Genomic DNA, 12,528 nt, shown 5'->3' with positions numbered 1-12,528 from the left:
AGGAGGAATTCAGTAGTCAGTTTACGGGCTTAGTGGGGTGGGATTGATCCCATTCGGCCTGCTCGCGGTCCCTCCGGGCGTTTTCCCGGTCGATCCGGATTCCGGTCCGCAGCGCGTACCACCAGGCCAGCGCGAACAGCACACCGATGACAAACATCATCGGCTCCAGGAAACCGGCCGCAATGAGCACCAGCTGCAGAATCCAGCCCAGCGCCGGCCCCCACTTCCGGGAAACGAAGGCGCACGCCGAGATCAGCACGATGCTCAGAACAATGCCGGCCACCAGGATCAGCGGCTGGGACACGTCCTTGGCTCGGAGCCCGAAAACGGCAAGCGTGGCGAAGAAGGCAACAAAGGCCTCCAGCGCCAGCACCACGGAAGCGAACATCACCTTCGTGGAGCGCCGCTTCTTCGGCATACCGGGGCGCCACTCGCGCTGTGCCTTGGTCAGACGAGCCATTTAGGTCCCTTCCTTGCCCAGCAGGATACGGGCCTCGGCAACCACCGTGATGGAGCCGGTGATCAGCACCCCGCCGGCCAGGTCATTGTGGCTTTCGGCGCGTTCCACGGCCCACTCGATCGCGTCGTCGAGCCCTTCGGCGACGTGGATGTTTTCCGCGTTCCAGCCCAGATCCGAGGCCAGTTCAGCGAGCTCCCCCGCCGGCATAGCCCGCGGCGATTTCGACTGCGTCAGGCAGATTTCCGCCGCGTCGTCGCCATAGGATTCGCGCAGCTGGCGCAGGATTCCCTCCGCGTCCTTTTCCTGCAGTACGCCCAGCACGACGACCAGCTTGCTGAACGCGAAGGCTTCTTGCAACGCCTCGGCGCTGGCGGCAATGCCGGCAGGATTGTGGGCGGCGTCCACCAGCACCGTCGGAGCCGTGCGCACCACTTCCAGCCGACCGGGCGAGGTCACCGTTTCCAAGGCTTCGCGGACGACGTCGATATCCAGTTCCTTGGTTCCGCCGCCGAAGAACGCCTCAAGTGCCGCGACGGCGACGGCGGCGTTTTCCGCCTGGTGCGCCCCGTGGAGCGGGAGCACGAGATCTCGATAGCGTCCGGCCAGACCCTGCACCGTCAGCATTTGGCCGCCCACGGCTACAGCGCGGGACTCGACCCCGAACTCGACCCCCTCGAAGCGGAACTCGGCGTTCTTGTCGCGCGCCGCTTCCAGCAGCACCTGGGCGGCGTCAACGGGCTGGGCCGCGCTGACCAGGAAGGCGCCTTCCTTGATGATGCCGGATTTTTCCAGCGCAATATCGCGCGTGGTGTCCCCCAGCAGCTCGGTATGGTCCAGCGAGATCGGCGTCACCACGGCCACCAGACCATCCGCGACGTTGGTTGCGTCGGTGATCCCACCTAGCCCCACCTCGAGCACGGCCACCTGCACCGGTTCGTCGGCAAAGACCGCGAAGGCCAGGATGGTCAAGCATTCGAAGTACGTCAGCCGCGGCTGCGAATCCGCCTCCAGCTCGGCATCCACGATGGCCAGATACGGCCGGATCTCATCCCAGATCCGCACAAACGTCCCATCCGGGACGGGCTCGCCGTCAATACTGATCCTTTCCGTCACCTTGGACAGGTGCGGACTTGTGTACCGGCCGGTACGCAGGCCGTGCGCGCGCAGGCCCGATTCGATCATCCGGGCAGTTGAGGTTTTTCCGTTTGTGCCGGTGATATGGATGACAGGGAAAGCCTTGTTCGGCTCTCCCAGCACATCCATGGCCCGGAACAGCGGTGCCAGTCGGGGCTCCATTTTATTTTCCGGCGCCCGCCCCAGCAGTTCGGCGTAGACGCTCTCCACCGAGAACTCGTCGTGCATGTTGTCAGCTGCGCTCATTGTGCCGCCGTCCGTTCAACCGTGACTGTCGTGTCGATATCTCCGGGCACCAGTTCCAGCGCCAGGGACAGCGTTTCCCTCCGGACCAGGCCCGCGTTGGCATGCAGCGCATCGATGACGTCCTGCGGACCTGACACCGTGGTGACGATCCGGTCGCTGACCCTAAGGTCGGCATCCTTGCGGGCCTGCTGGATGGCACGGACCAGGTCCCGGGCCGTACCCTCGGCCTCAAGCTCCGGAGTCAGCTCGGTATTGAGGACCACGAAGCCACCGCCGGGCAGCATCGCCACCGCGGCGGAGGTCCCGTCCGCTGACTCGGCGACCACCGTCTCCAGCGTGTACTCCTGCTGTTCCAACTTCAGCCCTCCTGCAGTGACGACGCGGTCCGCGCTGACGGACCAATCGCCGGATTTGGCGCCCTTGATGGCGCGCTGAACGTCCTTGCCCAGCCGCGGACCTGCCGCGCGGGCGTTGACCACCAGCTTCTCCTCAATGCCGAACTGCTCCGGCGCGGCGCCGGCACGGTCCAGCAGCCGCACGGAACGGATATTGAGTTCATCGGCGATGACCGCGGCGTGCCCGGCAAGTTTCCCGGCCGCGGGGGCGACGACTGTCAGTTCCTGCAGCGGCAGGCGGACCCGCAGTTTCGCGGCCTTACGCAGGCTGGAGCCGGTCGAACAGATCTGCTGGACCCGATCCATCTGCTCCACGAGTGCGGCATTCGCGCCGAAGAGCGCGGCGTCCGGCCAGTCCGTCAGATGGACCGAACGGCCCCCGGTGAGACCGCGCCAGATTTCCTCGGTGACCAGCGGCAGCAGGGACGCGCCCACGCGGCAGACGGTTTCGAGCGTCGTGTACAGCGCGTCGAACGCGTCATGGTTTTCGTCGAAGAACCGCTGGCGGCTGCGCCGGACATACCAGTTAGTCAGCATGTCAAGGTAGCCGCGCAGGGCATCGCAGGCCCCGGAAATGTCATAGTCGTCCAGCATGGCCGTGACGGTGCGCACCAGATCCCCGGTGTTGGCCAGCAGGTATTGGTCCATCGTGTCGGTGTAACCGTCGTAGCGCAGCGCCGCCTCGTAGCCGGCCCCGTTGCCGGCCGCGTTGGTGTACAGCGTGAAGAAGCTGTACACGTTCCACAGCGGCAGAATGACCTGCCGGACCCCGTCGCGGATGCCCTGTTCGGTCACGATCAGGTTTCCGCCACGCAGGATCGGGCTGGACATCAGGAACCAGCGCATGGCGTCCGAGCCGTCGCGGTCCAGCACCTCGGAAACATCCGGGTAGTTGTGCAGGCTCTTGGACATCTTCTGCCCGTCGGAGCCGAGCACAATGCCGTGGCTGATGACGTTCCGGAACGCCGGCCGGTCAAAGAGTGACGTGGAGAGCACATGCAGCATGTAGAACCAGCCGCGGGTCTGCCCGATATACTCCACGATGAAGTCCGCCGGGTTGTGGGTGTCGAACCAGTCCGCGTTCTCGAACGGGTAATGCACCTGCCCATAAGGCATCGAGCCCGAATCAAACCAGACGTCCAGCACATCCTCCACGCGCCGCATCGTGGACTGGCCCTCCTCCGGCGTCCGAGGATCGTCCGGGTTGGGGCGCGTCAGCTCGTCGATGAACGGGCGGTGCAGGTCAATCCGGCCCTCCTTGTTCAGCGGCAGGCGCCCGAAGGCGGCATTGAGCTCTGCCAGCGATCCGTACACCTCCGTGCGCGGGTACTGCGGGTCGTCGGACTGCCAGACCGGAATGGGGCTGCCCCAGTACCGGTTGCGGCTGATGGACCAGTCGCGGGCGTTCGCGAGCCACTTGCCGAACTGGCCATCCTTGACGTTGCCCGGGATCCAGTTGATGTCCTGGTTCAGCTCCACCATCCGGTCCCGGAACGCGGTGACTTGGACGTACCAGGAGGACACGGCGCGATAGATCAGCGGGTTGCGGCAGCGCCAGCAGTGCGGGTAGCTGTGCTCATAGCTGGCCTGCCGCAGCAGCCGTCCGTCGGCGCGCAGCACGCGGGTGATCGGCTTGTTCGCCTCGAACACCTGCAGCCCCACGATCCCGTCCAGATCGCCGGCGGCAAACAGCGGCAGGAACCTGGCGCCGTCGTCCACGGACAACAGCACGGGAATGCCGGCCTGTTCGCAGACCTTCTGATCGTCCTCTCCGTAGGCGGGCGCCTGGTGCACAATGCCGGTGCCGTCCGTGGTGGTGACGTAATCGGCCAGCAGAATGCGCCACGCATTCTCCGTGCCGTATTTGTCCGTGTCCGCGAAATAGTCCCAGAGCGGCTGGTAGGAAAGACCCGCCAGCTCCGCGCCCCGGAACGTTTCGGCGACCGCTTCAGCCGCAGCGGCTGCGGCGTCGGCCCCCTCACCATAGCCAAGGTCTTTGGCATAGGAGCCCAGCAGATCCGAGGCGATCAGGAAACGCTGACCGGACCTGTCAACACCACGGTTCACCGTCCCGGTCCCGCTCCCCGCCGGTCCGCTGTCCCCGCCAGGCTGCCCGGTGGACCCTGCCGGCGTGGCCCACAGCTCGGCCAGCGTTCCGTGCGGGCCCGCCGGCACGACCACATAACTGATGTCGGGGCCGACGGCGAGGGCAAGGTTGGTGGGCAGCGTCCAGGGGGTGGTGGTCCAGGCGAGCGCCAGGACACCAGCCAAGCGCCGGGAGATTTCCGACTCCCCTGCCGTGAGCGGGAAGGTAACCGTCACGCTCTGGTCCTGGCGCATCTTGTAGACGTCATCGTCCATACGCAGCTCATGGTTGGACAGCGGGGTTTCGTCCTTCCAGCAGTAGGGCAGCACCCGGTATCCGCTGTAGGTCAGGCCTTTTTCGTGCAACTGCTTGAACGCCCAGAGCACGGATTCCATGTACTCGACGTTGAGCGTCTTATAGTCATTGTCGAAGTCCACCCAGCGCGCCTGGCGGGTGACGTACTCCTGCCATTCGCCGGCGTATTTCATCACCGAGGAGCGGCAGGCATCGTTAAACTTGTCGACGCCCATCGTTTCGATCTGCTTCTTGTCCGTCATGCCAAGCTGCTTCATCGCCTCCAGCTCCGCCGGCAGGCCGTGCGTGTCCCAGCCGAATCGGCGTTCCACCCGCTTGCCGCGCTGCGTCTGGTAGCGGCCCACCAGGTCTTTCACGTACCCCGTCAGCAGGTGACCGTAGTGCGGCAGACCGTTCGCGAAGGGAGGGCCGTCGTAGAAGACGAACTCGTTGCTGCCAGCTGCCTGACCGGCGAGGGCGGAGTCGCGGCGATCGATGCTGGCCTGAAAGGTGCCGTCCTCGGCCCAGTATTTGAGGATCCGCTCCTCGATCTCGGGGAAGCGGGCGGCGGCGGGAACGTGCGCGGTGGCAGCCCCGGCCGGAGCGGCGGCGGCGGAACTGGCCTTCGGGTAGTGGGTCATCTCATCATCCTGTGGGAAAAGTGAACGATACTGCATTCAGGATGCGAGGACGGCGCCCATCCGGGCTTCGCTGCGAATTGCTCGCCGCCACCAGGACAGATACCGCGGTACCACCTCACTTACCGCAGCCCGCGGTACCAAGGTACCTGCCGGCGTCGGCCGCTCATTGCTGCTGTGACGGGCTTACCCGTCCGGTTCTACCGATTCCCGCGCCGTGGTCCGCGCCGAAAAGTTCTTCCGGAAGCTCCCCGGTGATGGCCGGATCGATGCTGGTCTACACAGTCTAGGCGCCGGGCGGGAAAACTTCCTACCGGCCCGTTGTCCGGGCGGCGCGTTGGTGCGGAAAGGGTGCGCCTTCCCTCGCCTTCGCGCGTGCCGTTATGCTGACGCAATGAAGCGCCAGACGACGGCAGCGTTACCAAAGGCGGCCAGGCGCCGGCGCGCAGCGTCGTGGACGGCGGTGGCCATTCTGCTCGGGCTGCCGGCGGTGTTGCTGACGCTTGTGCGGCTGGTCCCGGATGATCTCGGCACCCCGTGGGTCCAACTCGTCACGTTCACGCCGTATTCACCGCTGCCGCTCACCGTGGCCGCGGCGGGCGCATGGATGACTTTCAGGCGGAGCCGGGCAGCGTTTCACCGCGTTCTTGCCGGCATTTTTGCCGCCACCTTGGTGCTGCAGCTGTGTTGGCTGGTTCCCCGGTTCGTCGCGCATCCCGTCAGCACGGCAGGGCCGTTCCTGACCGTGATGTCCATCAACGCCCGCGACGCGAAGGCGTCGCCGGAGGATATTGTGGCCTCGGTCCGCCGGTACAAAGTGGACGTTCTGGTGGTCGTGGACCTGAACCGCTATCTGGCACGCGATCTGCGGAACGCGGGACTCTCCCTCGAGCTGCCGCAGAGCGACGTCCGTCCCGTTCCCGGCGGCAGCGGCCTGTACTCCCGCTTTCCACTGCGCCACGAGGACGCACCCGTTCCGGAAGACAACAGTCTGCGCCAGGCAACGGTGCTGGTGGAGAATGGGGGCTCCACGATTCCGGTGCTCTTTTCGGCAGTCCATATCACCTCACCTCGGCCGCATCAGACGGACGAATGGGCCCGCACCTACCGGCTCGTCAGGGACGCGGCGCGCCCGGGCACGCCCCAGGTGATGCTCGGGGATTTCAATTCAACGATTGACCATGCCGGCTTCCGGGATTTGCTGGCCGCTGGATTCACGGATGCAGGATCCGGAACGGGGCAGGCGCTGGTGCCGACGTGGCCGTTCGGAGCGGTTGTCCCGCCCTTCGCCACCATTGACCATGTGCTGAGCAGCCCGGACCTCCCTCCCGCTTGGTACACCACCGAGCCCATCGGGGGCAGCGATCACGCGGCCGTTCTGGCCCGGCTGAGCCTGGCCGACGGGTGAATCTCCTGGCGGCGAACGACGGATGAATCGTCCTGGCGGCTAACCCTGCCGCCCGGTTGAAAGTACTGCCGCACCGGTTGAAAGTACTGCCGCACCTGCAAGAAGAGCAGCGCCCCCGCTTCACGTGGGGTTCAGCAGGGGGCGCTGGTCTTTTCCGGTGCGTCAGCCCCGGGTACCGGCGTCTGTAGCTGCGCGCTGGACCGGTTCCCACTCATGCACGGGCTGATTGCTGTGCATCCGCGCGGAGTACGTCGCGGTCATCGCCGCCAGCGCCTCGCGCCGGCTCAGCCCGGCGGCCTCCAACCGACGGACCGCATCCAGCATCCAGCGCGCGCCGTTTTGTCCGCTGACGGTCCGCTCGCGCAGCACGCCCAGGTACCTCTCGACGCACGCCGCATCCACTCCCAGGCGCCGGAGTCCCTCGCCCGCCATGGGCAGCAGCCGGCGCATCAGCAGCTCGTCCACCGGTACGTCCCCCACGCCGGGCCAGTAAACCGTGGCTTCGAGGCCTTCCCGGGCACACGCCCTGAAATTGTCGTGGGCCGTCCGGAACGCCATGCGGGACCAGACCGGCCGTTCGGAACCGCGCAGCATTTCGACAAGTCCATAGTAGAAGGCTGCGTTGGCCACGGTATCCAACACCGTGGGACCGGCCGGCAGCAGTCGGTTTTCCACGCGCAGGTGCGGAGACTCTCCCCTCGGCTCGAAGATCGGACGGTTCCACCGGTAGACAGTGCCATTGTGCAACCGCAGTTCGTGCAGCGACGGCGCTCCGCTCGCCGTGGGCCCGGCCTGCCCGCTCTCCTCCGCCAGTTCCGGCAGCAACGCCGGGAAGTAGCGCACGTTTTCCTCAAAGAGGTCAAAAACGGAGGTGATCCAGCGTTCGCCAAACCATACTCTCGGACGCACGCCCTGATTGCGCATCTCCGGCGGCCGGGTGTCGATGGCCTGCTTGAACACCTCGACCCGGCTTTCCTGCCAGAGCAGCTTCTCCATGAAAATGGGGGAATTTGCCGCCAGTGCAACCTGCGGGCCGGCGATGACCTGAGAGGCGTTCCACGCGGCCGGGAATTCTCGGGGAGAGACCTGAAGATGCAGCTGGACGCTGGTGCAGGCAGCCTCCGGTGCCACACTTTGGGCGTAGAACCGCAGGGCTTCAATGCCCCTGATGTCCAACAGCACGTCCTCACCGCGGGCCTGCAGCACGGAGTTGTTAAGCGCTGCGTAGCGTTTCTCCGGACTCATCCAGTTCTCGTCGTCCAAAAGCTCCCGGGTCAGGGTCGGCAGGATCCCGACCATCACAATCCCGGCACCTGCACGCGCGGCCCGCTTCTCGGCCTCGTTGAGCTCGCGGCGCAGCCCGTCCTCCAGCGTGCGCAGGCCGCCGCCGGCGATCCGCAGCGCCGGATGGTTCAGCTCAATGTTGTACGCGCCGATTTCCGTCTGAAACGCCGGATTGGCAATCTCACCCAGGACGGCCGCATTGCGCAGCGTGGGGGCGAAATGCTCATCCACGAGGTTGAGCTCCAACTCCAGGCCGATCGACCGGTCATCGGCAAAATGCGCCGTGACCAGAAACTTGTCAAACGTATCCAAATTCTCCAACAGCCGCTCACGATAGCGCGTGCGCTGTTCACGGCTGAACGTCCCGGACTTTACCTCTGCACCCATGACTGAGGCTAACCACAGCAGACCCCCGCTGCATAGAGGAAACGGCATATTTCGCAGCGCTCCTCCGGGACCCTCAGGTGGAGATCTGGCCCTTCAAACGCCCCACCGGTAGCGGGAGATCTCCCCCGTTGCCGGAGTGCCCAGCCTGACGCTTCTCGTTCGTCGGAGCAACTGGGGTACCGAGTAACAAGCACAACCCCAAACCGCCGGTCCCGCGGCAACGGCATCGTCTCCCGAGTTCGCCGCCGTCGTGCTTCAACGCCGGTTGACAGCTTATGCAGGCCCCCTCTGGCGTTCCTGCCTGTGGTCCGCCCCTGCCACACGTAACAATAGGTCAATTCAACGCGTCCCCGGGGCTTCTACCCGGTTTCGTCACCGAGGCCGTTTAGCCTTGATGAGAGAGCCGACACAGTGATCCGGCTCGACAGCAGGGCAGTAAGGATCCGGGGGAGAGTGAACATGGAAAAAGGCGTTCTCAAGCAGTCGGTACGGAGGCAGGGGCAGATCGGGGACAAGATTCGGTCTGAAACCGGGCGTATCAATGGTCTGGACGGGTTGCGCGCCATCGCCGTGCTCGCGGTCTTGGTCTATCACTTGCACGCGGGTTTGCTGCCGGGCGGGTTCCTTGGCGTCGATGTGTTCTTCGTCGTTTCCGGCTTCCTGATCACGAGCCTTTTGCTGCGTGAGTTCTCGACGACCGGCCGGATCTCGATGAGGCAGTTCTGGCTGCGCCGGGCGCGCCGTCTGCTTCCGGCCCTGATGGTGGTCGTCATGGCGAGCACCGCGCTCGGATTCCTCATTGGCCGGGACCTGCTCGTCGGCATCGGCCGCCAGACGCTCGGAGCGGTGACGTTCTCGAACAACTGGCTCGAAATCGCCGCGGGGTCCAGCTACTTCGCCCATACGTCACCCCAACTGTTCGCCAATTTCTGGTCCCTGGCGGTGGAGGAACAGTTCTACATCCTGTGGCCCTTCGGATTCCTACTGCTCATGCGCGGCGTCACCAGACGCCGAACACGCACCGGCATTGCTGCTGGATGCGCAATTGCATCCGCCGCATTGATGGCTGGCCTCTATCTCCCTGGCACCGACGCCACCCGCGTCTACTACGGCACCGATACGCACGCCTTCGGCTTGATGATCGGCATTGCCTTGGCCTTCGCGTGGTCCGGCGGAACCGGGATGAATCTGAGCCGTCCAAACTGGCGGCAGCGCCGCGTCTTTGTGGGCCTGGGCGCCCTCGCCCTGCTGATCGCCTGCATGTTCGTCCTGGACGCGGCTTCCCGGTTCACCTACCGAGGCGGAATCTTCCTGGCCTGCCTGTGCACAGCGATGCTGATCCTGACCCTGCTGGAGGGAACGGGTCCGCTGCAGTCCATGATGAGCCATCGGGCGATGACGTGGGTGGGCCAGCGCTCCTACGGCATCTACCTGTGGCACTGGCCGGCCCTGCTCATTTCTGATGCGCTGATGCCACAGGCCATTGGCACAGCGGGTTGGTGGTTTGCGCGGATCATCGCGCTTGCCCTCACCTTCGTTATCTCCGCACTGTCCTTCAGGTATGTTGAGCAGCCCGTTCGCAAGCTCGGCTTTCGGGCTGCTTGGGAGGCAGCAGTTGCGGCGGTGACGCGCGGAGGCCGGAAGTTCGACGGCGCCAAACTGGCCGCCGGTCTCGGTGCCACGCTGGTGCTGCTCGCCATCGCGGGAATTCTCACTGCCCCGGCAAAATCGCAGGTGCAGGCTTCACTGGAACGCAACCAGATGATCGTCTCCGATTCGAAGGCGGCCGCCAACCATCCCGCAGCCTCGGCCTCGGAAGCTGCTCCGACTACGGAACATGCTTCGCCGTCGGAAACAGCGTCTCCGTCCGGAGATGCCGCGCTGGCGGATAACACGTCCACCCCGAAGCCGGCCGCGACACCGATGGCGGACAAACCCTCGGTGCCGCCATTGGCGTCCGGCGCCCCGATGGCGTACCCAACGGGTGAGGAGGTCATCGCCATCGGGGATTCCCTGGTGGTGACAAGTGCGGACGGACTACGCGACCGGTTCCCCGGCATGTCCTTCGACGCCGTGTCTAATCGGCAATGGCCCGACGGCGTCGCTACGGTCGGCGCCCGGATCGCCGACGGTAGCATGCGCCGGGCGGTTGTTCTTGACTTCGGCACGAACGCCGGTGTTTCGGATCCCTCAATGGTCTCCAAGGTATTGGACTCACTCGGCCGGGACCGCATGGTCGTCCTCGTCAATCTTTACGGGGCCAGCCCGTGGGTACCGGACGCGAATAAGGTTCTCGCGGACGCCGTGAAAGACCGTCCGAACGCCATCATTGCCGACTGGAACAAGGCGATTTCCCAGCGACCGGATCTGCTTCAGCCGGACCAGATCCATCCCGGAATTTTCGGGGCACACCTGTACGCAGACACCGTCAAGAAGGCATTGCATGACCTCGCCGTGCGCAGCGGCGGGACGGTCCCGGCCGACTATGCGATCGTCGATGACTACTGACCTGAAAATAGGTGACCACGGTCGGTGAGATGCGCCTGGTTTTGGTTCATGCGGGGAGTGTCTACCCGGTTTTTGGAGTGGTTCGGCGGTGACGATGCCCCCGTTGCCACCGCCGGCGATTCCGGGATACACGGGCCTTCAGGCGGATCAGGACCGCCGGATGACCCTCTGCGCGGCGGCCTGGGCCACCGGGCGGATCACGATCTGGTCCAGGTTGATGTGGTGTGGAAGATTCACCGAGTAGCCCACCACCTCGGCGACATCGTCGGCCGTCAGCGGCTTCGCCACACCGGCGTAGGTCTTCCGGGCTGTGTCCTTGTCTCCGGCGAACCGGTTCAGCGCGAATTCCTCGGTGCGCACCAGGCCCGGCAGCACCTCGATGACCCGCAGGTTGTTCTCCACTTCCTCCAGCCGCAGCGACTGGGTCAGCGCGTGCTGGGGGAATGTGGCCGCGTTGTATCCGGCGCCCCCTCATAGGCCTCAAGGCTTGCGGTGGAGTGAGATTCAGCACGGTGCCTTCGCCGTGCGCGCGCAGGAACGCCCGGATCGTCTTCATGGTCCCGAGCACGTTGACCCGGTACATCCAGTCCCAGTCGTCCTGTTGGGCGGCGGCCACCTTGTCCGCTCCGCGGGCACCTCCGGCGATGATAACCAGCGTGTCCAGACCACCGCGGCCGGTGACAAACACCCGCAGCCGCTCCACGTCGTCGTCGTCCGTCACTTCTGCGGTGAACGGCACAGCACCAGTTTCGCCAGGCCAGGGCCTGGAGCTTCTCCGTGCGGCGGGCGACGCCCATGACGTCCCACTGGTGGCGCGCAGCTTCCGGACGGTCGCGGCGCCGATGCCGGAACCCGCCCCGGTCACAACGGCGAGCCGGTGCGGCACCGGTGCAGCAGCTGTGGGAGGAACAGTCCGGCTTGTTTCGGACGGTTCAGTCATGCCCCCAAGCCTAGCCTGCGCAACCCGCCACACGGCTTTTGGTGTGGTGGGCAGGGCGACGGCGCTCAGCGCGAGGGCCCCGCCACACGGCTTTTGCTGTGGTGGGCAGGGCGACGGCGCTCAGCGCGAGGGCCCCGCCACACGGCTTTTGCTGTGGTGGGCAAGGCGACGGCGCTCAGCGCGAGGGGTCATTTGCAGGACCGATTGATCGATAGGGACACGCCATCACCGGCGCCATGAATCCAATCCTGCATTCAGATCTCGATGAACCGGGATCCGAATGCGGACAGGCACCGCGCTCAAGGCCGCGCTTTCCGTTTCGTTGAAATCCATGCAAAAAGGATTCTGTTTTTTCTTTTCCACGGGTGGGGTTTGGGGTCGTTTTTGACGGTCATTTTGTCGGACCCCTCTGGTTGACTTTAGGTATGGAGACACCGCAGGCGCAGGAGCATTTCGGCGGGGACGATCACCCCGCCGGTGCGGGGGCGTTGCCCGGTGCGTGGTCCATGGCGGCGATCGTGGGCGCCGATCCCTCATCGTTGGCGGCGTTGCTGGGCCGTGTGGCGGTTGATCAACTCGATTTCGACCAGGGAGTGGCGGTGCTGACCGGGGCAGGCGAGAGGGGGTGTCTACTTAACTGTGTATTAAGGTTCCTGTTGGAGATGAGGAATTGCCATGACGGTTACCGAAGGACACGAGCAGCAGGGGGCTTCGTTTGGGGGGCCTGGGCCGGAGCCTGAGTCTGCCC

8 protein-coding genes and 1 pseudogene are annotated in these 12,528 nt (G+C 65.2%); 3 read left to right on the top strand and 6 right to left on the bottom strand.

Annotated features, from left to right (window positions below):
* Window positions 1-16: 16 nt before the first annotated feature.
* From QMG52_RS04570 to QMG52_RS04560, 3 genes are read right to left on the bottom strand one after another with little or no spacing between them, the layout of a single operon-like run.
* A complete protein-coding gene (locus QMG52_RS04570; RefSeq protein WP_283559254.1) occupies window positions 17-460 on the bottom strand; it encodes a DUF4233 domain-containing protein in 444 nt (147 codons plus the stop codon).
* On the bottom strand, window positions 461-1,822 hold the full coding sequence (locus QMG52_RS04565; protein WP_283559378.1) for a bifunctional folylpolyglutamate synthase/dihydrofolate synthase: 1,362 nt from the start codon (window positions 1,820-1,822) through the stop codon (window positions 461-463).
* Window positions 1,823-1,836: 14 nt separating this feature from the next.
* Window positions 1,837-5,256 carry an isoleucine--tRNA ligase gene (locus QMG52_RS04560; protein ID WP_283559253.1) on the bottom strand — a complete coding sequence of 1,140 codons (3,420 nt, stop codon included), beginning with the start codon at window positions 5,254-5,256 and terminating at the stop codon, window positions 1,837-1,839.
* Between the two features lie 391 nt (window positions 5,257-5,647).
* On the opposite strand from QMG52_RS04560, the gene QMG52_RS04555 reads away from it, so the two are divergent.
* Entirely contained in the window at window positions 5,648-6,661 is a 1,014-nt protein-coding gene (locus tag QMG52_RS04555) for an endonuclease/exonuclease/phosphatase family protein (RefSeq protein WP_283559252.1), read from the top strand.
* A gap of 162 nt (window positions 6,662-6,823) precedes the next feature.
* Here QMG52_RS04555 and QMG52_RS04550 read toward each other — a convergent pair whose 3' ends face one another.
* Entirely contained in the window at window positions 6,824-8,332 is a 1,509-nt protein-coding gene (locus QMG52_RS04550) for a glutamate-cysteine ligase family protein (protein ID WP_283559251.1), read from the bottom strand.
* Between the two features lie 459 nt (window positions 8,333-8,791).
* Between QMG52_RS04550 and QMG52_RS04545 the strand changes: the two genes are divergently transcribed.
* Window positions 8,792-10,840: an acyltransferase family protein gene (locus QMG52_RS04545; protein WP_283559377.1), complete on the top strand. Its 2,049-nt coding sequence runs from the start codon at window positions 8,792-8,794 to the stop codon at window positions 10,838-10,840.
* A gap of 147 nt (window positions 10,841-10,987) precedes the next feature.
* Here QMG52_RS04545 and QMG52_RS22125 read toward each other — a convergent pair whose 3' ends face one another.
* Together QMG52_RS22125 and QMG52_RS22120 are read right to left on the bottom strand one after the other, a co-directional pair.
* The gene (locus QMG52_RS22125) at window positions 10,988-11,242 is read right to left on the bottom strand and encodes a hypothetical protein (protein WP_502920450.1); all 255 of its coding nucleotides are present in this window, start codon (window positions 11,240-11,242) and stop codon (window positions 10,988-10,990) included.
* Window positions 11,243-11,381: 139 nt separating this feature from the next.
* Window positions 11,382-11,780: pseudogene (locus QMG52_RS22120) on the bottom strand (SDR family NAD(P)-dependent oxidoreductase); the annotation flags it as partial.
* 425 nt (window positions 11,781-12,205) lie between these two features.
* Between QMG52_RS22120 and QMG52_RS04535 the strand changes: the two are divergent.
* Window positions 12,206-12,520: a hypothetical protein gene (locus QMG52_RS04535; protein ID WP_283559250.1), complete on the top strand. Its 315-nt coding sequence runs from the start codon at window positions 12,206-12,208 to the stop codon at window positions 12,518-12,520.
* Window positions 12,521-12,528 lie beyond the last annotated feature (8 nt).

The sequence above is a fragment of the Paenarthrobacter sp. PH39-S1 genome, from assembly GCF_030063245.1.
Taxonomy (GTDB): Bacteria; Actinomycetota; Actinomycetes; order Actinomycetales; family Micrococcaceae; genus Arthrobacter_M.
This window is presented reverse-complemented; position numbering and strand designations above follow the sequence as displayed.